The 26,076-nt window shown below is 63.3% G+C and carries 24 protein-coding genes; 19 read left to right on the forward strand and 5 right to left on the reverse strand.

Annotated elements, in window-relative coordinates; all coding sequences use genetic code 11:
- Positions 1–9: 9 nt before the first annotated feature.
- Positions 10–1,056 carry a LysR substrate-binding domain-containing protein gene (locus L981_RS02020; RefSeq protein ID WP_043611270.1) on the reverse strand — a complete coding sequence of 349 codons (1,047 nt, stop codon included), beginning with the start codon at positions 1,054–1,056 and terminating at the stop codon, positions 10–12.
- 223 nt (positions 1,057–1,279) lie between these two features.
- Here L981_RS02020 and speB point away from each other — a divergent pair, with 223 nt between their 5' ends.
- The 11 genes from speB to L981_RS02075 all read left to right on the forward strand — a co-directional run bounded on the left by speB (position 1,280) and on the right by L981_RS02075 (position 11,197).
- Entirely contained in the window at positions 1,280–2,341 is a 1,062-nt protein-coding gene (gene speB / locus L981_RS02025; RefSeq protein ID WP_043611271.1) for an agmatinase, read from the forward strand.
- Between the two features lie 92 nt (positions 2,342–2,433).
- Positions 2,434–3,228 carry a transporter substrate-binding domain-containing protein gene (locus tag L981_RS02030; protein WP_043611273.1) on the forward strand — a complete coding sequence of 265 codons (795 nt, stop codon included), beginning with the start codon at positions 2,434–2,436 and terminating at the stop codon, positions 3,226–3,228.
- A gap of 60 nt (positions 3,229–3,288) precedes the next feature.
- On the forward strand, positions 3,289–3,957 hold the full coding sequence (locus tag L981_RS02035) for an amino acid ABC transporter permease (protein ID WP_043611274.1): 669 nt from the start codon (positions 3,289–3,291) through the stop codon (positions 3,955–3,957).
- Complete coding sequence (locus tag L981_RS02040; protein WP_043611275.1) at positions 3,954–4,601, forward strand: amino acid ABC transporter permease; 648 nt, start codon at positions 3,954–3,956, stop codon at positions 4,599–4,601. The genes L981_RS02035 and L981_RS02040 overlap by 4 nt, the downstream gene beginning before the upstream one ends.
- 73 nt (positions 4,602–4,674) lie before the next feature.
- A complete protein-coding gene (locus L981_RS02045; RefSeq protein WP_043611276.1) occupies positions 4,675–5,754 on the forward strand; it encodes a PotD/PotF family extracellular solute-binding protein in 1,080 nt (359 codons plus the stop codon).
- A 118-nt stretch (positions 5,755–5,872) separates the two neighbouring features.
- Positions 5,873–6,910 carry an ABC transporter ATP-binding protein gene (locus L981_RS02050; protein ID WP_043611277.1) on the forward strand — a complete coding sequence of 346 codons (1,038 nt, stop codon included), beginning with the start codon at positions 5,873–5,875 and terminating at the stop codon, positions 6,908–6,910.
- Positions 6,907–7,761: an ABC transporter permease gene (locus tag L981_RS02055; protein WP_043611278.1), complete on the forward strand. Its 855-nt coding sequence runs from the start codon at positions 6,907–6,909 to the stop codon at positions 7,759–7,761. The genes L981_RS02050 and L981_RS02055 overlap by 4 nt, the downstream gene beginning before the upstream one ends.
- Positions 7,758–8,558, forward strand: a complete 801-nt coding sequence (locus tag L981_RS02060) for an ABC transporter permease (RefSeq protein ID WP_043611279.1) — start codon at positions 7,758–7,760, stop codon at positions 8,556–8,558. The genes L981_RS02055 and L981_RS02060 overlap by 4 nt, the downstream gene beginning before the upstream one ends.
- Entirely contained in the window at positions 8,555–9,334 is a 780-nt protein-coding gene (locus tag L981_RS02065; protein WP_043611281.1) for a carbon-nitrogen hydrolase family protein, read from the forward strand. Before L981_RS02060 ends, L981_RS02065 begins: the two co-directional genes overlap by 4 nt.
- A gap of 159 nt (positions 9,335–9,493) precedes the next feature.
- On the forward strand, positions 9,494–10,447 hold the full coding sequence (locus L981_RS02070) for a ring-cleaving dioxygenase (protein ID WP_043611309.1): 954 nt from the start codon (positions 9,494–9,496) through the stop codon (positions 10,445–10,447).
- A 186-nt stretch (positions 10,448–10,633) separates the two neighbouring features.
- Positions 10,634–11,197 carry an NADPH-dependent FMN reductase gene (locus tag L981_RS02075; RefSeq protein WP_043611283.1) on the forward strand — a complete coding sequence of 188 codons (564 nt, stop codon included), beginning with the start codon at positions 10,634–10,636 and terminating at the stop codon, positions 11,195–11,197.
- 141 nt (positions 11,198–11,338) lie between these two features.
- Here the strand turns inward: L981_RS02075 and L981_RS02080 are convergent, their stop codons facing one another.
- Together L981_RS02080 and L981_RS02085 are read right to left on the reverse strand one after the other, a co-directional pair.
- Positions 11,339–12,895, reverse strand: coding sequence for a VOC family protein (locus L981_RS02080; protein ID WP_043611285.1), 1,557 nt, complete (start codon positions 12,893–12,895; stop codon positions 11,339–11,341).
- A 93-nt stretch (positions 12,896–12,988) separates the two neighbouring features.
- Positions 12,989–13,846: an SDR family NAD(P)-dependent oxidoreductase gene (locus L981_RS02085; protein ID WP_043611286.1), complete on the reverse strand. Its 858-nt coding sequence runs from the start codon at positions 13,844–13,846 to the stop codon at positions 12,989–12,991.
- A gap of 190 nt (positions 13,847–14,036) precedes the next feature.
- On the opposite strand from L981_RS02085, the gene L981_RS02090 reads away from it, so the two are divergent.
- Positions 14,037–14,792 (forward strand): Crp/Fnr family transcriptional regulator, encoded by a 756-nt coding sequence (locus L981_RS02090; protein WP_043611289.1) that lies wholly within the window; start codon positions 14,037–14,039, stop codon positions 14,790–14,792.
- Positions 14,793–14,855: 63 nt separating this feature from the next.
- Here L981_RS02090 and L981_RS02095 read toward each other — a convergent pair whose 3' ends face one another.
- Entirely contained in the window at positions 14,856–15,368 is a 513-nt protein-coding gene (locus L981_RS02095) for a Dps family protein (protein WP_043611290.1), read from the reverse strand.
- 270 nt (positions 15,369–15,638) lie between these two features.
- On the opposite strand from L981_RS02095, the gene L981_RS02100 reads away from it, so the two are divergent.
- Positions 15,639–16,025 (forward strand): response regulator, encoded by a 387-nt coding sequence (locus tag L981_RS02100; protein WP_043611311.1) that lies wholly within the window; start codon positions 15,639–15,641, stop codon positions 16,023–16,025.
- 13 nt (positions 16,026–16,038) lie between these two features.
- Here the strand turns inward: L981_RS02100 and cysQ are convergent, their stop codons facing one another.
- Positions 16,039–16,815 carry a 3'(2'),5'-bisphosphate nucleotidase CysQ gene (gene cysQ, locus L981_RS02105; protein ID WP_043611292.1) on the reverse strand — a complete coding sequence of 259 codons (777 nt, stop codon included), beginning with the start codon at positions 16,813–16,815 and terminating at the stop codon, positions 16,039–16,041.
- Positions 16,816–17,030: 215 nt separating this feature from the next.
- On the opposite strand from cysQ, the gene L981_RS02110 reads away from it, so the two are divergent.
- The 6 genes from L981_RS02110 to L981_RS02135 all read left to right on the forward strand — a co-directional run bounded on the left by L981_RS02110 (position 17,031) and on the right by L981_RS02135 (position 26,017).
- Entirely contained in the window at positions 17,031–18,281 is a 1,251-nt protein-coding gene (locus L981_RS02110; RefSeq protein WP_034798844.1) for a sarcosine oxidase subunit beta family protein, read from the forward strand.
- A gap of 67 nt (positions 18,282–18,348) precedes the next feature.
- Positions 18,349–18,627: a sarcosine oxidase subunit delta gene (locus L981_RS02115; protein ID WP_043611294.1), complete on the forward strand. Its 279-nt coding sequence runs from the start codon at positions 18,349–18,351 to the stop codon at positions 18,625–18,627.
- Complete coding sequence (locus L981_RS02120) at positions 18,624–21,581, forward strand: sarcosine oxidase subunit alpha family protein (protein WP_043611296.1); 2,958 nt, start codon at positions 18,624–18,626, stop codon at positions 21,579–21,581. The genes L981_RS02115 and L981_RS02120 overlap by 4 nt, the downstream gene beginning before the upstream one ends.
- Before the next feature lie 10 nt (positions 21,582–21,591).
- A complete protein-coding gene (locus L981_RS02125) occupies positions 21,592–22,146 on the forward strand; it encodes a sarcosine oxidase subunit gamma (RefSeq protein WP_043611298.1) in 555 nt (184 codons plus the stop codon).
- Positions 22,147–22,399: 253 nt separating this feature from the next.
- Complete coding sequence (locus L981_RS02130) at positions 22,400–24,826, forward strand: FAD-dependent oxidoreductase (protein ID WP_043611300.1); 2,427 nt, start codon at positions 22,400–22,402, stop codon at positions 24,824–24,826.
- 288 nt (positions 24,827–25,114) lie between these two features.
- Positions 25,115–26,017, forward strand: a complete 903-nt coding sequence (locus tag L981_RS02135) for a branched-chain amino acid ABC transporter permease (protein WP_043611301.1) — start codon at positions 25,115–25,117, stop codon at positions 26,015–26,017.
- The last annotated feature ends 59 nt before the right edge of the window (positions 26,018–26,076 follow it).

Here is a 26,076-nt window from a genome sequence, read left to right on the forward strand (position 1 = left end):
TTCCTGTGGTTAGGCCTTGGCTTTGCGTTTCTGCGGACGATCGGTGCGGCGAGCATGGCTCGGCGCCGAAACCGGCTGAAAACCGTTCTTCTCCGATTTACGATCAGTCGGCTCGGATTTCGAGGTGCGGCTGCGAATAATCGTGCGCGCCGATGTCTGCAGTTCCGGCATCGGGTCGCTTTCGAGTGTTTCGAACATCCAGTCGATGAAAATGCGCACGATCGGTGCCGCCAGCACCTCGTTGCGGCAGGCGACGAAGAAGGCGTCGTTGGCCGGCACTGTCAGGTCGAAGGGGGCGATCAGTTCGCCGCGCGCGATCAGGCTGCCGGCGGTAATCGTATCGCCGAGTGCGACGCCCTGGTTGTGCAGTGCTGCTTCGGTCGAAAGCCGAGCGTCGCTCATGAAATGCTGCTGGCCGCGCTGCAGGTCGCTGGCATCAGCCGCCGCCAGCCAGGTGTTCCACTCACGGCCGTCGTCGCCATGCAGCATCACGTGGTCGCGCAGGTCCCGCACCGAGCGCAAGGGCCGCATGTTGAGCAGCGTTGGGCTGACGACAGGGAAAAGTTCCAGCCGGCTCCAGAGTTTTGCCCAGGCACCGGACCAATTGCCGTCACCGTAGATCAGGCAGACGTCGACATCGGGCGAGTGCAGATAGGCCTCGTCGTTGGAGGCGATCAGCGTCAGCCGCACGTCGGGATATTGTTCAGTGAAGAGATGCAGCCGCGGGATCAGCCAGAAGGAAAGCAGCGCCGGGACGCAGGTGATCCTGAGTTCGCCGCTCGTCGTCGGCCGCGTCATCGCTGCGGTCGCCGCCGCGATCTCGGCGAATGCATGGGTGACAGCCGGCAGCAGCAGCGCACCCTGCGGCGTCAGCTTCAGCCGCTTGCCGCCGCGCTCAAACAGCGCCGCCTTGACCGAGAGTTCGAGTGCCCGGATCTGATGGCTGATCGCGCCATGGGTGACGTTGAGTTCACGCGCCGCGGCCGAAACGGAGCCCCGCCGCGCCGTCGCTTCGAAGGCGCGCAAGGGGTTCAAGGGAGGCAGGCGGCTGGACAAATCGAGGCGTTCCGTCGGTTGCTGTCATGTGAATTTTTCTCACACGAAACGCTATAACAATGTCAATTGATTTTCTAGGGGAATTGCCGCCTAATATTCGTCAACAAAGGCGAAAACGCCTGGGGAACATGAACGCGCCGGACGAGCCGGCCCCTTCCGCAGACAGATATCTGTGGCGCCTTCGCGCGCATGCCTCAGGCTATGGAAGACGGAGGATTGACTGATGGCCTGGAACGACAACAAGCTTGCCGAACTGAAGGCAAAGTATGGCGAAAGCCATGGCGGCGAGCTGTTCGACCCGACCTTCCGCAAGGTCGCCGACAAGATCTTCAACAAGAGCGGCACGCGCCTTGCGCCCTATTCCGGCATCCCGACCTTCCTGACCGCGCCGCATATGCCCGTTGACGCCGAGAACCCGGATTTCGGTAATCTGCAGGTGGCGATCGTCGGCATTCCGATGGATCTCGGCGTCACCAACCGCCCGGGCTCGCGCTTCGGACCGCGGGCGCTGCGCACGATTGAGCGCATCGGCCCCTATAACCACGTGCTCGGCTGCACGCCGGTGCAGGAACTGCGGGTCGCAGACATCGGCGACGTGCCGTTCCAGAGCCGCTACCGGCTGGAACTCAGCCACGACGACATCGAAAAGCGCATCAACCAGATCGTCGATGCCGGCGTTCTGCCGCTGTCGGTCGGTGGCGACCATTCGATCACCCATCCGATCCTCAAGGCCGTCGGCAAGAAGCGCCCGGTCGGTATGATCCACATCGACGCCCATTGCGACACCGGCGGTGCCTACGACCTCACCAAGTTCCACCACGGCGGCCCGTTCCGCAACGCCGTGCTCGATGGTGTGCTCGACCCGACGCGCGTCGTGCAGATCGGCATCCGCGGCTCGGCCGAATATCTCTGGGAGTTCTCCTACGAGTCCGGCATGACCGTGATCCACGCCGAAGAGGTGACCGGCCTCGGCGTTCCCGCGATCATCGAGAAAGCGAAGGAGATCGTCGGCGACGGCCCGACCTATCTGTCCTTCGACATCGACAGTCTCGATCCGTCCTTCGCACCAGGCACCGGCACGCCGGAAGTGGGCGGTCTGACGACCCGCGAAGTGCTCGAACTGATCCGCGGCTTGAAGGGCATCAACCTCGTCGGCGGCGACGTCGTCGAAGTGGCGCCACAGTATGACTCGACCACCAACACGGCCCATGCGGGTGCGCAGGTGCTGTTCGAAATCCTGAGCCTCATGGTCTTCAGCCCGGCGATCACCGGCAAGGCGGCTTGAGGCCTGACTAAGGGTTCGTCGGCTGCCGGACCGGAAATGGCGGCCGACCACCAGACTGCACAATCACAAAGCTTCCGGGTAGGGGAATTACCATGACGATCCATACCAAACTGAAGACAGCCTTCGCCGCCGCCCTGATGCTTGGGGCCGCCGCCGGCATCGCCAAGGCCGACGCGCTCGCCGACATCAAGTCCGCCGGCCAGATCAATGTCGGCATCTTCTCGGACTTCCCGCCGTTCTCGTCTGCCAGCGCCGACATGAGCATCAAGGGCTACGACGTCGACGTCGCCCAGCAGATCGCCGACGATCTCGGCGTCAAGCTGAATCTTGTCAGCGTCACCGGCCAGAACCGCATTCCCTATCTCAACGACAAGCGCGTCGACATCCTGATGAGCGTCGGCTTCTCGAAGGAACGTGCGGAAGTCATCGACTTCGCCGCTGCCTATGCGCCTTACTACATTGCCGTCATCGGCCCGGCAGAGCTGAAGGTCGCCGGCAAGGAAGACCTTGCCGAGAAGACCATCGCCGTCAACCGAGGCACGCTCGAAGACACCTCGCTGACTGAGGCAGCGCCGGCCAGTGCCGACATCCAGCGCTTCGACAACTACAATGCTGTCATCCAGGCCTTCATCTCCGGCCAGACGCAACTGATGGTCGTCGGCAACGACGTCGGCGCCCAGGTGCTGGCCCGTCAGGAGGCGCTGAAGCCGGAACAGAAGTTCCAGCTTTTGACCTCGCCGTCGCATATCGGCCTCAACAAGAGCGAGGATGGTCTGAAGAAGGCGGTCAACGACTCCGTTGCCAAGATGCTCTCGGACGGCAAGTTGAACGCGAGCTCGGAGGCCTGGCTGAAGACGCCGCTCAACCCCGACAACCTCAAGGACTAACAAGCTCGGTGGCCGCGGGGGGCGATCCCCTCGCGGCCCGCTTGAGGAAAGGTTGCAACGATGGGCTACGGCCTCAGCTTCGGTTGGCTCAAGGACGCCGCGGGCGCGATCGCCCATGGCGCGGCCATGACCGTGTTTCTGATCGCCTGCACCACGGTGCTCGGCATCCTGATCAGCATTCTCTTCGCCGCCGTCCGCCGCAGCCGCTACGGCGTCTTGCGCAAGGCGGTGGCCGTTTATGTCGAAGTCGTCAGGAACACGCCGTTCCTGGTGCAGCTGTTCTTCATCTATTTTGGCCTGCCGAGCCTCGGCATAAGGCTCGACCCGATCGTCGCGGCCATCGTCGCCATGACGCTCAACATGGCGGCCTATACGACCGAGATCGTCGGCGCCGGGCTTGATGCGGTGCCGAAGGGGCAGAGCGAGGCGGCGTTTGCGCTCGGGCTGAAGCCGCGCCAGGTCTTCGTCAAGATCATCCTGCCGCAGGCGCTGAAGGTGATTTTCCCGGCGCTCACCAGCCAGGTCATCATCATGATGCTGGAATCGGCCGTCGTCTCGCAGATCGCGGTCAGGGAACTCGCACATGAGGCGGATCTCCTGCAGGCGCGCACCTTCCGCTCGTTCGAAACCTATTTCGTCGTCACGCTGATCTATCTCGCCCTGTCGATGGCCGTCCGGCGGCTCTTCGTCGCCGGCGGGCGCCGCGTGCTGGGAGCGGGTGTGTCATGATCGAGTTCACCTTCTGGGACATCCTGCGCAACCTGATCTTCGCCACGCGGTGGACGATACTGCTGTCGATCGTCGCTTTTGCCGGCGGCGCGGCAGTGGGGCTTGCTATACTCGCAGCGCGCATTTCGGAACGCCGCTGGGCGCGGCGCTTCGGTTCCGGCTATATCGCGCTCTTCCAGGGCACACCGCTCCTGATGCAGCTGTTTCTGATGTTCTTCGGCCTGCCGATGCTCGGTTTCCGCATCGAGCCGTGGACCGCGGCAGCCCTCGGATTGACCTTCTATGCCAGCGCCTATCTCGCCGAGATCTGGCGCGGCGGGGTGGAGGCGCTGCCGCGCGGGCAGTGGGATGCCGGCGCGAGCCTCGGGCTGCACCGGTTGCAGGAACTGCGCCTTGTCATCTTGCCGCAGGCCTTCGCGATCACCCGGCCGGCGGCCGTCGGCTTTCTCGTGCAGTTGATCAAGAGCACGGCGCTCACCTCGATCATCGGCTTCGAGGAGCTTCTCAGAACCGCGAATGCGATCAATAATGCAACCTTCGAACCTTTCACGGTCTATGGGCTGGTCGCGGTGATCTTCTTCGTGTTGTGTTATCCGCTGACACAATATTCGCGCATGCTGGAGCGCAAAACAGCCGCGCACTGAGACTGAAAATGTGCAAGAAATCAAACAGAACAGGGAACAAGGCGGATCACCGCCGGAACAAAGGAGAACGCGAATGATCACCACTTCCATCAAGCGCCGCACGCTGCTCGGCGCCGGCCTTGCCGGTGCCTCCATGCTGGCGATGCCGTCGGTCCTGCGCGCGCAGGACAAGTCGCTGAAGGTCGGCGTCTATGGCGGCTATTTCAAAACCTCGTTCGATAAGAACATCTTCCCGGAATTCACCAAGGCAACCGGTATTGCCGTCGAATCGATCGCCGAGCCGACCGGTGAAGCCTGGCTCGTCCAGCTCGAGCAGGCCGCCCGCGCCGGCCAGGCGCCGGCTGACGTCTCGATGATGTCGCAGGTGGCGATGCTGAAGGGACAGTCGACCGATCTCTGGACGCCGCTCGACACCGCCAAGATCAAGAACGCCTCGAACCTGCTCGATCGCTTCGTCAACAAGTATCCGGATGGCCGTATCGCGGGCATCGGCGCCGTTTCCTGGTACATCACGCTGGTGACCAACACCGACGTCTACAAGGAAGCGCCGACCTCCTGGTCCGCCTTCTGGGATCCGGCAAATGCCGACAAGCTCGGCCTGCTTGCGCTCGTTTCCAACTCGTTCCTGCTCGAAGTGACGGCCAAGACCTTCATGGGCGGCACCAACGCGCTCGACACGGAAGAGGGCCTCTTGAAGGCGTTCGACAAGCTGGCCGAAGTCAAGCCGAACGTGCGCCTCTGGTACCGCGACGAAGCGCAGTTCGAGCAGTCGCTGAAGTCGGGCGAAATCCCGATGGGCCAGTACTACCACGACGTGACCGGCCTTGCCGCTGCCGACGGCCATCCGGTTCGTTCCACCTTCCCGAAGGAAGGCGGCATCCAGGATTCCGGTTGCTGGGCGTTGTCGCGCGCCTCGCAGAAGTCCGAGGAAGCGCATATCTTCATCGACTACATGTGCCAGCCCTCGATCCAGGCGACTTTGTCACGGAAAGTCGGCACGTCGCCGACCGTCAAGCGCGAGGTCACGGACCTGACCGACAAGGAATTCGCAGCCGTCTCGTCGGATATCGAGCCGATCATTCCGCGCTACGACCTCTACCAGACCAAGTCGGATTGGCTGAACCAGAAGTGGACCGAGCTGATCGTCGGCTGATCCCGACTGCTCTCCGCTTGCCGGGGAGCGCCAAAGCGTAACGACGGGGAGGGGCCTTCAGCCGCTCCCCGCCTGAACCCCTCCCATGAGGCGGAGGGGCCTTTCCCGCGGAGAAACAATGTCCGGACTTGCCCTTCAAAACGTCGTCAAGGAATTCGGAGCCTTCAGGGCCGTCAACAATGTCGACCTGACCGTGCCGCATGGCACCTTCGTCTGCATGCTCGGGCCATCAGGCTGCGGCAAGACCACGCTGCTGCGTATGATCGCCGGCCTCGATCTGCCGACCGGCGGGGCGATCCGGCTCGACGGCGAGGACATCACCCGCGTGCCGACGCATAAGCGCAATCTCGGCATGGTGTTCCAGTCGCTGGCACTGTTTCCGCACCTGACCGTCGGCGAAAACATTGCCTATCCCTTGCGCATCCGCGGTGCGGCAAAAGAAGACCAGAAGAAGCGCGTCGACGAACTTCTCGCGATGATCCATCTCTCCGGCTATGCCGACCGGCCGGTTGCCAAACTTTCCGGCGGCCAGCGCCAGCGCGTGGCGATCGCCCGCGCTCTGTCGATCTCGCCGAAACTGTTCCTGCTCGACGAGCCGCTTTCGGCGCTCGACGCAAAGCTGCGCGAGGCGATGCAGGTAGAACTGCGCCAGCTGCAGCAGAAGCTCGGCATCACCACCATCGTCGTCACCCACGACCAGCGCGAGGCGATGACCATGGCCGACACCGTCGTCGTCATGAGCGGCGGCGAGATCCGCCAGGCCGCGTCGCCGATCGAAATCTATCGCCGCCCGGCCGACAGCTTCGTCGCCGACTTCATCGGCCAGACCAACCTGCTCGACGTTCAGGGCGACAGTTCCGGCCGTGCCGTGGTGCTCGGCCAGGCGATCCCCGGCCTCGCGCTCCCGGACGGTGCCGCCAAGGGCACGCTGTCGGTTCGCCCGGAAGACGTGCACCTGACCGCGCCCGGCGCCGGCGCACTCACCGGCAAGGTCACCTTCGTGCGTGACCTCGGTGGCACGATCGAAACCTTCGTCGATATCGCCGGCCACCAGATCGTCGCCGTCTCGACGCCGCGCGCCCGGCCCGACGTTTCGGTCGGCCAGGAGGTCGGCATCGCGCTCACCCCGGATGTCTGCGTGGTGCTGAAGAAATGAGACGCGAACCGCCCCAAACTCTTGGCGACTATCTGCCGCTTCTCTTTCCCGCAGCGATGCTGACGATCTTCTTCGTCGTGCCCTTCGGCACGATGATCGCCGTCAGCTTCTTCCAGCGCCAGCAGGGCGGCTTCTATACGCCGGCCTTCGTCTTCGACAATTACGCCCGCTTCCTGTCTGTCTTCTTCGGCGGCGTGCTCGGCTTTTCGCTGATGCTCGCCGTCATCGTCGCCATCTGCTGCGTCGTGCTCGCCTTGCCCTTTACCTACATGCTGACGCGCATGGCGCGCAAAGTGCAGGTCGTCTGGCTGGTGGCGCTTCTGTCGATCCTGTCGCTGTCTGAAGTCATCATCGGCTTTGCATGGTCGACGCTGTTTTCGCGCACGGCAGGGATCACCAACATCCTCGTCGCGCTCGGGATCATGGCGGAAGCCAAGGCGTTGACGCCGAGCTTCGGGGCGGTCCTGACCGGCATGGTCTACCAGGCCTTCCCCTATACGGTGCTCGTGCTCTTCCCGGCGCTCGTGCGTCTCGATCCGACGCTGACGGAGGCGGCCAGAACGCTTGGCGCGTCGCCGCTCAAAGCCTTCTTCACCGTGGTCGTGCCGGCGCTGCGCAACACCATTACGGCCACCTTGATCATGGTGTTCATCTTCGCGCTCGGCTCCTATCTCTTGCCGCAGCTTCTCGGCCGGCCGCAGCATTGGACGCTGTCGGTGCTGATCACCGACCAGGCGATCTACCAGTCCAACATGCCGTTCGCCGCTGCCATGGCCGTGTTCCTCGTGCTCGTCACGCTCGGCTTGGTGGCGCTTACCGTGATTGCCGGACGCAAGGGAGAAGCGGCATGACCTCGATCTTCCGCAAGGCCTATTTCTTCCTAATCGGCCTGTTCCTGTCGTTGCCGCTGATCGTCGTTGCCGGCGTTTCGGTCAACGAGAAGCAGACGCTCGCCTTTCCGCCACAGGGCTTTTCGCTCTCCTGGTACGGCGAGATCTTCCTCAATCCGGAATGGCGCAATGCGCTGTTCGCCTCGGTGACCCTTGCCGTGCTTTCGGCAGCGCTTGCGGTTGCGATCGCGCTGCCGCTCTCCTGGTTCCTGTGGCGGCGCATCGCGCCCTGGGCGAACATCTTCCAGCTTCTGGGTGTCGCACCTTTCACGCTGCCGCCGGTCATCACCGCGCTCGGCATGCTCACCTTCTGGGCGACGGTCGGCTTTTACGGCCAGCCCTGGACGGCGGTCGTCAGCCACGCGATCTTCTTCGTGACGCTGCCGCTGGTGACGCTGTCGCTCGGCTTCACCTCGATCGACCGGTCGCTCGTCGAGGCCGCCTCGACCATGGGCGCCGACGAGCGCACGATCTTCCGCACCGTCGTGCTGCCGCTGATCCTGCCCTATATCGTTTCTGGCTATGCGTTCGCCTTCGTGCTGTCGCTCAACGAATACATCGTCGCCTACATGACGGTGGGCTTCACGGTGGAAACGCTGCCGATCAAGATCTTCAATGCGCTGCGCTACGGCTATACGCCGACCATGGCCTCGGTGACGGTGCTCTTCGTCACGACCGCCGCGGTGATCTTCAGCCTTGTCGCCCGTTTCGGCGACCTGCCGAAGCTGCTCGGCGCTATGTCGTCGGATGGAAAATGATGAAGCTCGCAGCCCTCCAGATGCAATCGGCGGCGGGTGACGTCGCCGCCAATCTCGACCGCATTGCCCGCGCTGCGGCGGAAGCCGCGGCCCAAGGGGCGACGCTGCTTTTGACGCCCGAGCTCGGCGTCACCGGCTACGGCGCCGGAGAAGCGCTGACGGCACTCGCCGAAGCGCCTGACGGTGCGATCGTTCAGCGCCTCAAAGCGATCTCGGCGGAAACCGGCATTGCGCTCATCGCTGGCTTTGCCGAGCGCGACGGCAGCGACGTCTATAACAGCGCCGTCTATGTCGATGGCGATGCCGCACCGGTCGTCTACCGCAAGTCTCACCTCTACGGCGACTATGAGCGTTCGATCTTCCGCGCGCCGGAACCGTCGACCCGGCTTTTCGCGCACCGCGGCGTCACCTGCGGCATGCTGATCTGCTACGATGTCGAGTTTCCGGAAAACGTCCGGCGCCTGGCGCTCGCCGGGGCGCAAGCCGTGCTGGTGCCGACGGCGCTGCCGGCCGGCTGGTCCGGCGATTTCATCGCCGAGCACATGATCCAGACGCGCGCCTTCGAGAACCAGGTGTTCGTCGCCTATATCAACCATTGTGGTTCGGACCCGTTGTTCTCTTTCGCCGGGCTGTCGCGCATTGCAGCACCCGACGGGCAGCTGCTCGCCAAAGCGGGATCGGGGCAGGAAGCCGTGCTCCTTGTCGACATTGACCCCAAGACCTACGCAATCTCCCGCCTTGAAAACACCTATCTCGGCGATCTCAATCGCCGTTGAGCGCGCGCCGATTGCAGTTGTGTCTCTGCGACGACAGCGCTGACGGGCCGTTTGTTGTTCACCTGAGGAGAACGTTCTGTTCTCTATTGGTCCACTGTCGGAAACGATGGGACATCCCATATGGTGCTCAACAGCAATGCCAACGCATTGGAGGCAATCATGAGCTTGCAACTGACTGGGATCCATCACCTGACGGCGATCACCGCCAACGCACCGGAAAACCTGCGCTTCTACACCGAAGTGCTCGGGCTGCGGCTGGTCAAGAAGACCGTCAACCAGGACGACACCACCGCCTACCACCTCTTCTATGCCGACGGGCGCGCAACGCCCGGAACGGACCTGACCTTCTTCGACTGGCCGGTCGGGCCGGAAGGCCGCGGCACGCACAGCATTTCGCGCACGGGGCTGAGGGTCGGCAGCGCCGAAACCGTTCGCTGGTGGAAGGACCGCTTCAACGAACTCAAGGTCACGAGTGGAGAGGTCGCCGAGATCGATGGCCGCACCTCGCTTGATTTCGAGGATGGCGAAGGCCAGCGTTTCCGGCTGATCGACGATGGCGGTCTTGAACCGTCGCATCCCTGGGAAAAGAGCCCGGTTCCGGCCGAGCGCCAGATCAAGGGCCTCGGACCGATCACCATCAGCGTGCCGGACATTACCAACACCGAGCTCGTCCTCACGCATGTGATGAACATGAGCAAGGGCCGGACCTATGCGTCGCCGGATGGCGAAGGCGAGGTTCATGTCTTCACCATGGGTGAGGGCGGTCCTGCGGCCGAACTGCATGTCGCGGTTCAGCCGGGTCTGCCGATTGCCCGGCAGGGCGCCGGTGCCGTGCATCACGTTGCCTTCCGGGCGCCTCATAATGCGGCGCTGACGGAGTGGACGGAACGGCTCAACGGCTTCCGCCTGCCGTCGAGCGGCGAGGTCGAGCGCTACTACTTCCGTTCGCTCTACTTCCGCGAACCGAATGGCGTTCTCTTCGAGATCGCCACCGACGGTCCCGGTTTCGCCGTCGACGAACCGATGGAAACGCTTGGCGAAAGCCTGTCGCTGCCGCCGTTCCTGGAGCCGAAGCGCGCCCAGATCGAGGCACGGCTGAAGCCGCTGGTCTAACGGTCTGATCCGATCGAAAAGCCGGGGTTCGTCCCCGGCTTTTTTGTCTCTATCCCCCTGATCCCGTTGGACATCTGCTTCGCGCGGACCCATCATCACCGCTGTTGCGTTATCTCTATCGATCGCATGCCGCCTCGCTCTTCGAGGCGCGCCCGCACGGACTTGGAGTAGGAAGGACCAGATCCCATGACGAAAATCCTCGGAATTTCCGGGAGCCTGCGCAAGGCGTCGTTCAACACCGGCCTGATGCGGGCGGCTGCGGAAAATCTGCCTGACGGCGTCGCGTTCGACACCGCGACGCTGCATGGGATTCCGCTCTATGACGGTGACGTCGAAAAGGAAAGCGGCATTCCTGATGCCGTGACGGTGCTGAAGCAGAAGGTGATGGCCGCCGATGGCGTCATCCTGTTTACACCGGAATACAACAACTCCATCCCCGGCGTGTTCAAGAACGCTATCGACTGGATGAGCCGGCCTTCCGCTGATATCGCCAAGGTGTTTCGCGGCCGGCCCTTCGCGCTTGCCGGCAGCTCGCCCGGCAATTTCGGCACCATCCTCAGCCAGAACGCCTGGCTACCGATCATGCGCACGCTCGGCGCCGAACTCTGGTCCGGCAAGCGGCTGATGCTGCCCAAGGCGGATACGCTTTTTGATGAGACGGGGACGCTGACCGATGCAGACGCCCGCGACCGGCTCGCCGCCTTCGTGAAAGCGTTTGCGGATTTTACCGGCGCTGAGGGCGCTCGGTAGGCTGCCGACCCAGTGACCCGCTAAGGCCCCTCCGGACATCAGGGTCACGACTAGATATGAATGCTCGGGCAAAGCCCGAGCATGAGGGAGCGAGCGTTGTTCGCTTTCCTAAAGCGTTCGCCGAAACGGCCCGAAGGACCTTTAGAGCCCCTTGTCCTGGAGCCACTGCTGGATGGCCGCGATATCCGGCGCACCGACCTCGTGGCCCATATCGAGGTCGACCGCGGTCAGGTCCGTACCGGTGCGGGCAAGCTCTTCCCTGAGGCGTGGAGCGAAGTCGCCATAGCTGTCGTGCCTACCCGTCAGGAGCAGGACCTTGGAGCCCGAGAGATCCGGGGGCGGCACGTCGTCGAGCACCAGCATCGAGCGCATCAGCACGACATTACGGATGAGCCCCGGATGCAAGAGCATCAGCGCCACCAGCAGGTTGGCGCCGTTGGAGTAGCCGATGAAGACGGTCTTCTCGAGATCGATGCGGTAGCCGTCGCGCGCGCCTTCGACGAAGGCAGCGAAGGCTTCGGCTTCCGAGCGCACATCCTTTTGGTCGAAGGTGGTCGGCGAATAGCGGCGGAACCAGCGCGGCGTTCCCTCCTCGTTCGACCGGCCGCGAATGCCGACCAGTGTCGCTTCGCGGTCGACCTGGTGGGCGAGATGAAGAAGCTGGGTCTCGTTGGCGCCGCTGCCGTGCAACAGCATGAAGGTGCGGTCATCGAGCACGTCAGGGTGATAGAAGCGGTGCACGAAGGGCAGGTCGCGCTCGGTCAGCCGCGGTTCTCCCGGCAGCGCGAACTGCGGCATGGCCAGCAGCATTTCTTCGCGCGCGGCGCTGAAATGCGCGGGGACGAAGAGCTCGGTGCCCAGCGTTTCCTTGGGTTCGTCGACGGTGAAGCCGGGAACGTCGCTGGCCAGTTCATAGAGCGACCCACCGGGTTCGCGGACGTAGAGCGAATAGAAATATTTGCGGTCATGCGCGTTGATTGCGCCGGCACCGTCGCGCTTCAGGTCGTCGTGCACCCGCTCCACGGCCGCGCGATCCGGAGCGCGAAAAGCGATGTGATCGATCGTTCCGGTTCCAGGCGCCGACGTCCAGAAACCGGTCGCATTGCGCACGTCGATGGTATCGCCGGAGGCGGAGGTGAGCCGCCGGATCGCGTCGGTTGCGCCGGTTTCCGTGTAGCCGAAATGGGACGTCAGGAAGCGAACGGATTCCTCCGGCTTTTCGGTCAGGATCGTGGCGCCGCGCAGGCGGCGGATCGCGTCTTCAGCAGGGATATCGCGCGTGCTCCAGGGGGCTGCACCCGAAACCGCCTCGGTGCCGACGAGCTTGACGATGACACCGTCCGGATCCTTGAGCCGCAGCACCGGCTCGCCGAATTCCTGCGCCGGCCCTGATGTGGCGATGTTGAACTGCAGCGCGCGGGTCAGCCAGAAGCCGATGCTTTCCGGCCGGATGGCAAAGGCGATCTCGCTCGGCTGGCCATGGCCGACACGGCCGCGACCGCCGTCTTCCCACATCAGGAAGGTCACGAGCGATCCCGGCGACCCCTCGGCGTCGCCGTAGAAGAGGTGCAGCTGGTTGGCGTCCTCATAGCCGCCCGTCCGCTTGACGAGGCGCAGGCCAAGAAAGCCGACATAGAAGTCGACGTTTGCCTGGACCTTCCGGGCAATCAGGGTGATGTGGTGGATGCCGCTCGTCATTCTTTAGTCCCTCATTATCGTCGTCCCACAAAACACGATGTGCCCCGCGAGCACCAGAAGCGCCGGCGAGAACGCAGTGTCAACGTAGGAGGATCAATCGCGATCCTTGTCGAGGAAGGCCTTGAAAGCCTCTCCGTATTTCGGATGCCAGCGCGACAGCGGCGGTCGGTTCTCGACGATGTCGCCGGCGGCCCAGAGGATACGCCGTTCGTCGGTGGCGCGGGGCACGTCGTTGTCAGGGCAGAGGATGTAGAAGTCGCCGCGCGCCAGGCTCTCCATCATGAAGTCGATCGTCTGTTCCGACGTCCAGGCGCCGGCCGGTTTTTCCGTGCGGCCGCCAGCCGTCAGCCCGGTATAAACGAAACCGGGGATCAGCAGGTGCGCATGGACCTGGCTTCCGGCGGTGTTGCGCAGTTCGTGCTCCAGCGCCTCGGTAAAGACCTTCACGCCCGCCTTGGAGACGTTGTAGGCCGGGTCGCCGGGCGGCGTGGTGATGCCCTGTTTCGAGCCGGTGTTGATGATGACGGCCGCCTTGCCATGGGCGATCATCCGGGATGCAAAGACGCGCGAACCGTTGATCACGCTCCAGAGATTGACACCGAGCGTCGCCTCCCAGGCGGCCAGGGGGCCAAGGATCGCGCTACCGGGCTGGATGCCGGCATTGTTCATGAGCACATGCACGTCGCCGAGTTGCCGATGCACCTCCCGCTCGAGTGCTTCGAGCGTGTCGAGCCGCGAAACGTCGGTCGCAATCGCCGTGACGTGCTGCGCCCCGCCCGGGGCGGCGGCTGCGACGTCGCTTGCAGCCTTATCCAGTTTCTCGCCTGCGAGGTCGGTCAGCACGACGCGCATGCCGAGCGTCGCGAAGTGCCGGGCGGCGGCAAGGCCGATGCCGGACGCAGCACCGGTAACGACGGCGACATTGCCGGGGGCGAAGGCAGGATGGGACATGGCGAAGCTCCTGTGGCGGGGTCGAGTGCCAAGAGATAGGGCGCCAAGGGCGGGCTGTCCATGAGCATGTCGGCGAGGACGCTTCGGAAAACCAAGTGTTTTCAGGGTTGTATCTTGCCACCTGCGATGCCGGCGCTACTTGCAGTTTTGGGCGCCAAAGCCCGAGCGAACGCATGTGGTGGATGAAACGATGAACGAAATGACAGCCCGCAACGAAAAGCGCACCCCTTGCGAAAGCTGTCCCTTGCGCAAGCTCGATCATTTTCGCGCCTTTACCGGCGAAGAACTTGCCTTCGTTTCGCAGTTCAAGACTGGCGAACTGGCAGTCGACGGCGGCGCGACCATTCTTGTCGAAGGCGCACACAGCGCCCACCTCTTCACCGTGCTTTCCGGCTGGGGCTTCCGCTACAAGATGCTCGACGACGGTCGCCGCCAGATCCTCAATTATGTGATGCCGGGCGACCTGATCGGCCTGCAGGGCAGCCTGATGGGGGAGATGCAGCATTCGATCGAAGCACTGTCGCCCGTCACCCTTTGCGTTTTCGAGCGCGGCAAGCTCAATCGCCTGTTCGAGAACTACCCCGAGCTTGCCTATGATCTCACCTGGATCGCGGCGCGCGAGGAGCGCATTCTGGACGAAAACCTCTTGAGCATCGGCCGCCGATCCGCGCTGGAGCGGGCCGCCTATCTCATCGCCTTCCTCTATCAGCGGGCGGAGGTGCTCGATCTCTTCAGCAACAGCCGCGTCGCCATTCCGATCAGCCAGCAGCATGTGGCCGACACGCTCGGCCTTTCGATCGTTCACACCAACAAGACGTTGAAGAAGCTTGCCGAACGCGGCCTGATCCGCTGGGCGGAGAAGGGCTGCAATGTCCGCGATATCGATGGGCTGCTGGCGATTTCCGGCTGGGAAGGGCTGCGCGAGCCGAAGCGGCCGTTCATCTGACGCGTCCTGTCATAGACGATCGATGCGGCGCTGTGGCCGCATCGACTTCAAAGTGCGCGCCGGTCAGGCGGCGATGATCGCCCGCAGCATCCACAGCGCCTTTTCGTGGAAATCGAGACGATCGGTCAGCATGTCCGTCGTGACGAGGTCGCTGTTCTCGTCGGCCTTGGTGCCGGCGTCGCGTATGCGCCGCGCCGCGGCTTCGTGATCGGTGATCAGGTCGGCCACCATCTCCGCCGCCGTCGTGTGGTTGACCGAGGCGGCGCTGGGGGCAAAGGTTTTTGCTTCGGCAAGCTTTGCCGGCGCGAGGTGCCCAAGGGCGCGGATGCGCTCGGCAATGATGTCGGTTGCCTTGAACAGCGCGTTGTAGTGCTCTTCGGTCAGTTCGTGCAGCGGCTTGAACAGGGGACCGACTACGTTCCAGTGGTAGATGTGGCTCTTGATGACCAGCTTGTAGGTATCGGCGAGGATATCGGAAAGCGCCGTCGCCATCTGCTGGCGATAGGCTTTCGTCAGGCCGATGTCGAATTCTTCGTCCCTGACCTTGGGTTTCAGCACGGCGGCAGTCTGTTTCATTCTCCTGCTCCAGTTCTGTCTTCGGAAATGTCGAGCGGTTTGCGGCCGGGGGCCACGTCGCATGAGTTGAACGCCGCGACGAAAGGGTTGTTCCCGATCCCGTCCTCGACGCTCACATGTCTTTTTTAAATGCGAGGCCAGGCCATTAGGGCCTAAGCTCAGTCGTTGCCGTTGCCTCAGTGGAGGTTCCGGGACTCTGGACGGCATTCCGCCTGGAAATGCGCCTGCAGCGATGATGACTGCCGTCGCTGTACGTGAAAAATGGAGTGCATTGACATGGCCGAGCTTCCGCCGTCCGTCCGGACGGTCCTCGTTCTCGAGGACAACTTCATCATCGCCATGGACGTCGAGGAAATCCTCTCTTCACTCGGGATCCTGCAGGTTACGATCGCCGGAAATGCAAACCAGGCCTTGGAACTGCTGACGCTCCAGGCCTTCGATTTCGCGATCCTCGACGTCAACCTTGGCGATCACACGAGTTTCGTGGTTGCCGATGCCATGCTCGCCCGCGGCATGCCGTTCGGATTCACCAGCGGCTACGGCGATGCCGAGCATTTCCCGACCTATCTCAGGCACGTTCCGCGGATCGACAAACCGTTCAACGAGAAATCGATCGGCCAGCTGATCGCCGCCGGGATCCAGCCAAGAAACGTTTAGGTATCCAGTCCGGTCAGGGTTTGCCGCGCGACACGAACCAGGGATTGGCGAAGTCGCTGTCGTCCTTCTGGTTGCGCTTGCCGTAGGTGAGCGGCGTGCCGTCCATCGTCAGCGTTTCGCCGCCGGCCGCTCGAAGGATCGCGTCGCCCGCGGCGGTATCCCATTCCATCGTCCGGCTGAAGCGCGGATAGACGTCGGCCACGCCCTCGGCAAGAAGGCAGAATTTCAAGGACGAGCCGACCGTCCGGTAGTCGGCAATCCCGTGTTTTTCGAGGTAATCGATCGTCTCGGCGCTGTTGTGCCAGCGGCTGGCGAGCCCCACCATGCGATCCCCGCAGCTGCGGCAGCCGATGATCGTTTCCTCGGCCAGGCGAAAGCTGCCATCAATAACCGACTTTACCGCCTTGCCATGGTGTGCCGCATAGAGGATGCCAAGCGCCGGGGCGTAGACGACGCCCGCGACCGGCGCGCCGTTTTCGATCAAGGCGATGTTGACGGTGAAGTCGTCGTTGCGGCTGATGAATTCCTTGGTGCCGTCAAGCGGATCGACAAGAAAGAACGACGTGCCGGACGTCTCCGGCACGAAACCGGCGGACACCGCTTCCTCGGCGACCACGGGAATGTCCGGAAAGGCCGCGGCGAGATCCGCCAGGATGATGCGTTCGGCGGTCGTATCGGCATCGGTGACCGGCGAGCAGTCGGGCTTGTGGGTGACCTCCGGCCCGGCATTGTAGATGTCGAGAATGGCCCGACCCGCCGCTATCGCCGATTGTTGCAGTATCTCCAGCATTCGCCCTGTCTTTCGGTCCGTCATCTGGCCCATAGCATATTGAGAGGAAGAATATAGCCATGCTTTTGACATGGCAGCCGGCTCTTTACGCGTGGCCGCAGCCGATCTGCAGGGCGGGCCGTCTCAAGGTTTTTTGCACCTGCGAGAGGCTTTGCATCTTTGCTTCCGCCTTGCGGCTGTGCAAATGTGCCGGCGCAACTGAACTGGATGCCTTCATGCGTTATTCCGCCTTCTCGCTTGTCAGGAACGCCCTTTCCGGAAACCTGAACTGGAAACCGCATTGGCGCCAGCCGCAGCCGAAATCCCACTATGACGTGATCATCGTCGGCGGCGGCGGGCACGGTCTTTCGACCGCCTATTACCTCGCCAAGGAATTCGGCGTGAAGAACGTCGCGGTGCTGGAGAAGGGCTATCTCGGTTCCGGCAATGTCGGCCGCAACACCACGATCGTGCGCTCCAACTACATGCTGCCCGGCAACGAGCCGTTCTACGAGTTCTCGATGAAGCTCTGGGAGGGGCTGGAGCAGGATCTCAACTACAATGTGATGCTGTCGCAGCGCGGCGTCATCATGCTCTACCACAGCGACGGCCAGCGCGATGCCTATGTGCGCCGCGGCAATGCCATGTGGATGGAAGGCGTGGCGGCGGAACTCATCGAGCGCGAGCAGCTGAAGAAGATGATCCCCTTCCTCAACTACGATCACGCCCGCTATCCGATCCTCGGAGGCCTGCTGCAGCGCCGCGCCGGCACGGCGCGGCATGATGCCGTTGCCTGGGGCTATGCCCGCGGCGCCGACCAGCATGGTGTCGACATCATCGAGCATTGCGAAGTGACCGGCATTCGTCGCGAAAACGGTGTCGTCACCGGCGTCGAAACCACCAAGGGCTTCATCGGCTGCGGCAAGCTGGCGCTGGCGGCGGCCGGCAACACCTCGCGCGTCGGCGAGATGGCGGACCTGAAGCTGCCGCTCGAAAGCCACGTCTTGCAGGCCTTCGTAACCGAGGGGCTGAAGCCCTGTATCGATCACGTCATCGTCTATGGCGGCGGCCACTTCTACATCTCGCAGTCGGACAAGGGCGGGCTCGTGTTCGGCGCCGAGATTGACGGCTATTCGTCCTATGCCCAGCGCGGCAATCTGGCGACCGCCGAGCACGTGATGGAGGAGGGGGTGACGATGATCCCCGGCCTGTCGCGCGTTCGGGTGCTGCGCGCCTGGGGCGGTGTCATGGACATGAGCATGGACGGCTCGCCGATCATCGACCGCACCTCGATCGACAATCTCTACCTGAACTGTGGCTGGTGCTACGGCGGCTTCAAGGCAACGCCGGCTTCCGGCTATTGCTTCGCCCACCTGATCGCCAAGAACGACACCCATCCGGTGGCGCGTGCCTTGAGGCTCGATCGCTTCGCCCGCGGCTATGCCGTCGACGAAGCCGGCGCCGGCCCGCAGCCCAACCTTCACTGACAGCACGGCCGCTGGCCCGTATGGAATGAACAGGAAGCCGGAGCGCGGCTTCAGGACACGGAAGACGATGGCAAGCCTGATTACCTGCCCGCATTGCGGGGTCCGACCGAAGGAAGAATTCGCGATCCGCGGCGATGCCTCGCGCGGCCGCCCCGAACCGATGGATTCGGACGAAGCCTGGCATGATTACGTCTATGTGCGCGCCAACCCGCGCGGGCGCACGTGGGAACATTGGCATCACATCGCCGGCTGTCGCCGCTTCCTGGTGGTCGAGCGCGATACGGCGACCCACGAGGTCTATTCCGTCGTCGATGCGGCCGAGTTTGCGCGGAGGGCGGCGCGATGACCGGCTATCGTCTTTCCTCCGGCGGCCTCGTCGATCGCAGCAAGACGCTGAGCTTCACCTTCGACGGCCGGCCGTTGCGCGGTTTTGCCGGCGATACGCTGGCCTCGGCCCTTCTTGCCAACGACCAGCTGCTTGTCGGTCGCAGCTTCAAGTACCATCGGCCGCGCGGCATCGTCAGCGCCGGGCCCTCCGAGCCCAACGCACTCGTCACCCTCGGTTCCGGTGCCCGCACCGATGCCAACACCAAGGCGACCGTTGCCGAGCTCTATGGCGGGCTGACCGCCAAAAGCCAGAACCGCTGGCCGTCGCTCGGCTTCGACGTCGGCGCCGTCAACGGCGTCCTTTCGCCCTTCCTCGGCGCAGGCTTCTACTACAAGACCTTCATGTGGCCGAAGCAGGCCTGGGAGCGTGTCTACGAGCCCTTCATTCGCCGCGCTGCCGGCCTCGGCCGGGCAGTGCTGGAGCGCGACCCCGAGAGTTACGAGAAGTCCTGGGCGTTCTGCGACCTGCTCGTCGTCGGTGCCGGTCCAGCCGGCCTGATGGCGGCGTTGACCGCCGGACGCGCCGGCCTCCGGGTCATCGTCGCCGACGAAGATTTCCGGCTCGGCGGTTCGTTGCTCTCCGCCAGCGAAACCATCGACGGCGCGCCGGCATCGGTCTTTGCCGACCGCATCGTCGTCGAACTTCAAGCGCTGCCCAACGTCACGCTGCTTTCGCGCACCACCGTCTTCGGCTGGTACGATGACAACGTCTTCGGCGCGGTCGAGCGCGTGCAGAAACACGTCGCCGAACCATCGTCGAAGCTTGTGAGCGAGCGCGTCTGGCGCATCGTTGCCAAGCGCGCGCTGATGGCAACCGGTGCCGAGGAACGGCCGCTCGTGTTCGGCGGCAACGATCGTCCTGGTGTGATGATGGCGGGCGCCATGACCACCTATGCCGAGCGCTACGGTGTCGCCGCCGGCAAACAAGTCGCGATCTTCACCAGCGGCAGCGCCGGTTACCGGACAGCGCGGGTGCTTGCGGCCAAGGGCGTCGCGATCGCGGCGATCGTCGATGCCCGCGCTGAGGCCGCCGATCAGGCGCCCGATGGCATCAGGGTCATCCGCTCGGCCTCGATCGTCGACACCAAGGGCAGCCAGCGCCTCAAGGGCATCGTCGTCGAACGCTCCGGCTACGAGGAACTGATCGCCTGCGATGCGCTGGGCATGTCCGGCGGCTGGAGCCCGGTCGTGCATCTTGCCTGCCAGCGCGGCGCAAGACCGGTCTGGTCGGAGGAATTGAAGGCCTTTGTCGCGCCTGACGTCGGCGGCAGCCTGCGTCCCGTCGGTGCGGCCAACGGCGTCTATACGCTCGCCGGCTGCCTGTCCGATGGTGCGGAGAAGGCCGCAGCGATTGCCGCCGACCTCGGCTTCAGCGCCAGTTCGGTCGCAGCACCCGTCGTCGATGGCGATGAGGCGGCCTCCTTTGCGGCGCTCTGGTACGTGCCGGGCGCCAAGTCGAAGGCCTTTGTCGATTTCCAGAACGACGTGCATGCGAAGGATCTCGGTCTGGCGCTGCGCGAAGGGTTCGGCCACGTGGAGCACGCCAAGCGCTACACGACCAACGGCATGGCGACCGATCAGGGCAAGCTTTCCAACATCAATGCCGTCGGCATTCTCGCCGGCATGCGCGGCGTCAGCCCGGCCGAGGTCGGCACCACCACCTTCAGGCCGTTCTACACGCCGGTCTCCTTCGGTGCGCTTGCCGGTACGGCGCGCGACGAACATGCGGCACCAGCGCGCAAGTCGCCACTGCACGGCTGGGCGATGAAAAACGGCGCGACCTTCGTCGAGGCGGGGCTCTGGCACCGGTCCGCCTGGTTCCCGCGCGCCGGTGAAAAGACCTGGCGCGACAGCGTCGATCGCGAAGTCCTGAACGTGCGGGCCAATGTCGGCCTCAGCGATGTCTCGACCCTCGGCAAGATCGAGGTCTTCGGTCCCGACGCTGCGGAGTTCCTCAACCGGCTTTATTGCAACCCGGTCCTGAAGTTGCCGGTCGGCAAAGCGCGTTACGGCCTGATGCTGCGCGAAGACGGTTTCGTCTTCGACGACGGCACCGTCAGCCGCTTCGACGAGGAGCATTTCTTCGTCACCACGACGACGGCGATGGCCGGTCCCGTCATGGCGCATATGGAATATTGCGCCCAGGCGCTTTGGCCGGAACTCGAAGTCCGCTTCACCTCGTCGACCGACCAATGGGCGCAGATGTCGATCGCCGGCCCGAAGGCGCGTGCGGTACTGCAGCAGATCGTCGATGGCGACATTTCCGACGGCGCGTTTCCGTTCCTGTCCGCCCGCAAGGTCGCCCTGAAAAGCGGTGTGTCGGCGCGGCTCTTCCGCATTTCCTTCTCCGGGGAGCTGGCTTTCGAACTGGGGGTGCCGGCAGGTTATGGCGAGGCGGTGGCCGACCAGATCATGGAGGCCGGCCGGCCGCATGAAATCTGTGCCTATGGCGTCGAAGCCTTGAATGTCCTGCGGCTCGAAAAGGGTCTGCTGACGCATGCCGAATTCGACGGTCGCGTGACGCCGGACGATGCCGGGCTCGGCCGTATGCTCTCGATGCAGAAGGCCGACTTCATCGGCAAGCGCCTGTCGACCCGCTACGGCCTGACGGCGGCGGATCGCATGCAACTCGTCGGCCTGAAACCCGTCGATGCCGACAAGGACATGCGCGCCGGTGCGCATCTTCTGAAGGAAGGGACCAAGCCCTCGACGCTGAACGACCAGGGTTGGGTGAGCTCGGCCGGTTTCTCGCCGGTCCTGGGCCACGCCATCGCGCTCGCCTTCCTGAAATCCGGGCGCGAACGCTATGGCGAGAAGGTCGTCGTGTTCGACAAGCTGCGCGATCAGGAGATCGTCGCCGAGGTCTGCGACCCGGTCTTTGTCGATCCGCAAAATGCAAAGCTGAAGGCCTGAGGAGGCGGTGATGGTTCGCGACTACAACAACCGCCACGCACTGGAGCAGAAACTGCGCTCGGCACCGACGTCGCCGGCGGCAGACCACCTGATGGTCGGGCATTGGCGCACGATGGCGACGGTTCTTGCACGCGCCGGCCGGGAGGAGACCGTGCGTGAGGCGATCGCCGCCCAGTCCGACTTGTCCATGCGGTTCTCGGCACCGGGGGAGTGGCTGGTCGTCTCCGAGGTGGAAGCGCCGAGCGGGCTCGTGCGTTGGCTCGAAGAGCTTTGCGACGGCGGTGCCTATGTTGTCGACCAAAGCGATGGGCGCGTCGTCTTCCGGATCGCCGGCCCGAACGTGCGCAGCATCCTCGCCAAGGGCATCGGCCTTGATCTTCATCCATCAGCCTTCACGGTTGGCGGCAGCACCAATGCGCTCTGCGGTCACATCCCGGTCAATCTCGCCCGGACGGACGAGGACACGTTCGAGCTGATCGTGCCGCGGAGCTATGCGGAATCGCTCTTCGATGACCTGATGAAAATGGGGCGGGCCTTCGATCTCACCGCCGCTTTCTCGGACTGAACCCGCCCTTTCAAGAGGCCGAAATCAAATGCGGCATGAAATGCCGCAAACGGGTCGCCCATCCGCCAGCAAACGGCGGAAATGGACAAGCGTCCTTCGCAGCCGTGTCTTTATCGGCGCCGTCTTTCTGACTAGGCTTTCATCGTCAGCCGCTTGCGCTTCTGTGCTCGAAGCAAGCGGTCGCCGTGCCTGAGTTTCTTCCTGACAATTTGGCCATGTCTCCGGGAGGAGCATGGGGAGACGGAGTGTACGCATGAAAAGCCATGCCAAGGTCGTCGTTATCGGAGGCGGTGTCGTCGGGTGTTCGGTGCTCTATCACCTGACGAAATTCGGCTGGACCGACGCCGTGCTGCTCGAGCGATCGGAACTTACTTCCGGCTCCACCTGGCATGCGGCCGGCGGCATGCACACGATCAACGGCGACCCGAACGTCGCCAAGCTGCAGAAATATACGGTCGAGCTCTACAAGGAGATCGAGGAATATTCCGGCCAGGATGTCGGCCTTCACATGACCTCGGGCATGATGCTGGCCGCCACCAAGGAACGCTTCGACTGGATGAAGTCCATCCTCGCCAAGGGCCGCTACATGGGGCTCGAAGCGGAGCTTTTGACGCCGAAGGAAGCGCACGACCTGATGCCGCTGCTCGATCCCGACCAGTTCGTCGGCGCAGTGTTCGATCCGGTCGAGGGGCACCTCGATCCCTATGGCACAACGCATGCCTATGCCAAATCGGCGAAGAAGAACGGTGCGGAGATCTACCTGCACACCAAGGTCGAGGATCTGGTGCAGCGGGAAGACGGTTCCTGGCGGGTGATCACAAACCAGGGCGAGATTATCGCCGAACACGTTGTCAACGCCGCCGGCCTCTGGGCGCGCGAAGTCGGCCGCATGGTGGGGCTGGAGCTGCCGGTGCTTGCCATGGAGCACATGTATCTCATCACCGAGGACATGCCCGAAGTCATCGAATTCAACCAGACACGCGGCAAGGAGCTGATGCACTGCGTCGATTTCGACGGCGAGATTTATCTCCGCCAGGAGCGAAACGGCATGCTGATGGGCACCTATGAGAAGGCGTGCCGCCCGTGGTCGCCGATCTCGACGCCCTGGGATTTCGGCCACGAACTCCTGGCCGAGGACATCGACCGCATTTCGCCGGAACTCGAAGTCGGCTTCCGGCACTTCCCGGCCTTCAACAAGGCCGGCATCAGGAAGATCATCAACGGCCCCTTCACCTTTTCGCCGGACGGCAACCCACTGGTCGGCCCGGTGCGGGGCTTGAGGAACTACTGGTCGGCCTGTGCCGTCATGGCCGGCTTCAGCCAGGGCGGCGGCGTCGGCCTGGCGCTCGCCAACTGGATGATCCATGGCGACCCCGGCTTTGACGTCTTTGCCATGGACGTCTCCCGCTACGGCGATTTCGCCACGCTCGCCTATACCAATGCCAAGGTGCGCGAGAACTATTCCCGTCGCTTCTCGATCCGCTATCCGAACGAGGAACTGCCGGGCGCACGGCCGCTGCTGACGACGCCGATCTACGACCGGCTGAAGGCGGCAGGCGCCGTCTTCGGCGCGTCCTACGGGCTCGAAACGCCGCTGTGGTTTGCACCCGAAGGGGTAAAGGATGCATTCTCCTGGCGGCGCTCGACCGATTTCGAGACCGTGGGTGCGGAAGCGCGGGCCGTGCGCGACGGCGTCGGCCTGATGGAGACCTCGGGCTTCGCCAAATATGCGATCACAGGCAACGGCGCGGAGGCGTGGCTCGACCGCATGCTGGCCTGCCGCATACCGCAGACGGGGCGTATGGCGCTGGCGCCGATGCTGAAGGACGACGGCAAGCTGATCGGCGACTTCACCCTGGCCAAGCTCGGCGAGGGGGATTTCCTGCTCGTCGGCTCCGGTATCGCCGAGGACTACCACATGCGCTGGTTCGAGGCGCATCTGCCTGCGGACGGTGCGGTGTCGCTGAAGGCCTTGAAGCTGGAGCTGGTCGGCCTGTCGATCGCCGGGCCAAAGGCCCGCGATGTGCTCGCGAGCCTTACCCATCTCGACGTCTCCGATGCGGCGTTCCCATTCATGGACATCCGCCGCATGGACCTCGGCATGGCGCCTGCGATCGTCGGCCGGGTCAGCTATACCGGCGATCTCGGCTACGAGATCTGGATGAAGCCGGAGTACCAGCGCTATCTCTTCGAACTGCTGATGGAGAAGGGGGCCGCGTCCGGCATCCGTCTGTTCGGCTTGAGGGCACTGAATGCGCTGCGCGTCGAGAAATCCTTCGGCAGCTGGGCGCGCGAGTATCGTCCGCTCTATGGCCCGGTCGAAGCCGGGCTTGGACGGTTTGTCGCGACCGGCAAGGATGCCGATTTCATCGGCAAGGCGGCGGCCGTGAAGGAGAAGGCGGATGGTGGCGCACTACGTCTGAGGACCTTCCTGCTCGAGGCGAAGGACGCTGATGTCATCGGCGACGAGCCGATCTACCTCGACGGCGTCGTGCGCGGCTGGGTGACATCGGGCGGCTATGCGCATGCAAGCGGCGTTTCGGTCGCCATGGGCTACGTGCCGAAGGAGATCGCCGACCGCAGCGATGGCTGGTCGATCGAACTCCTGGGTGAGATCCTGCCGGCCCGTCTTCAGCCGCATCCGCTGTTCGATTCGAACGGTCAGCGCATGCGCGCCTGAGCAATCGGGGTGGAGTGCAGACCGAAATCGAGCGTCGAAGCTTCATAGAATACCCGACGCTTTTACGACTAAAGTTGATGATTTCGCGGGCGAAAGCTGCGGAAATTTTGATTTTTCTGGCTGTAAAAGCGTCAAATCGATTTTATCGAGGAAGTTTTTGATGAAGTCGCGTTTTTTAGCTTTCCTTTTCGTTTGAAAGAGGTATGGAATCGAGCAAACACAGCGCTCAACAATGAGCTCAAAAAACAAGAGACCGGACCGTTATGGATCTGGTCCAGGGGAAGATTGATGGAGTATTTCGTCCAGCAGCTCGTCAACGGGCTGACTCTTGGGTCTATTTATGGTATGATCGCTATTGGTTATACCATGGTCTACGGCATCATTGGCATGATCAACTTCGCCCACGGCGATATTTTCATGCTCGGCGGCTTTGCTGCTTTGATTGTCTTTCTTATTCTCACAACATTTATCGGGGGCGTCCCGGTTGTACTTGCTCTCCTGCTGATGATGGTCGTCGGCATGTTGACCGCAGGTCTCTGGAACTGGACGATCGAGAAGGTGGCCTATCGGCCCCTGCGCGGTTCGTTCCGGCTTGCGCCGCTGATCACCGCAATCGGCATGTCGATTGCGCTGTCGAACTTCATCCAGGTGACGCAGGGTCCGCGCAACAAGCCGATCCCGCCGCTCGTTTCCTCGGTCTACGAGGTCTTCGGCATCACCATCTCGCTGAAGCAGATCATCATCATCGTCATCACGGCGGCTCTGCTTTCGATCTTCTGGTACATCGTCAACAAGACCCCGCTTGGTCGTGCCCAGCGCGCGACCGAACAGGACCGCAAGATGGCGGCGCTGCTCGGTGTCGACGTCGACCGCACCATCTCGGTGACCTTCATCATGGGTGCAGCACTCGCTGCCGTCGCCGGTACGATGTATCTGATGTATTATGGCGTCGTCGTCTTCACCGACGGTTTCGTGCCTGGCGTCAAAGCGTTCACCGCGGCCGTTCTCGGCGGCATCGGATCGCTGCCAGGCGCCGTTCTCGGCGGACTGTTGATCGGGCTCATCGAGTCCCTCTGGTCAGCCTATTTCACCATCGACTACAAGGACGTCGCGACCTTCTCCATTCTCGCCATCGTCCTGATCTTCAAGCCGTCTGGCATTCTCGGACGACCGGAAGTCGAGAAGGTATAATTCCATGGCAAACATTGCTTCTACGACTGCAAGCGCCGGCACTGACGTGACGGCGCGGG

It is taken from the genome of Ensifer sp. ZNC0028, assembly GCF_000799055.1.
In the GTDB taxonomy this organism is placed as follows: Bacteria; Pseudomonadota; Alphaproteobacteria; order Rhizobiales; family Rhizobiaceae; genus Ensifer.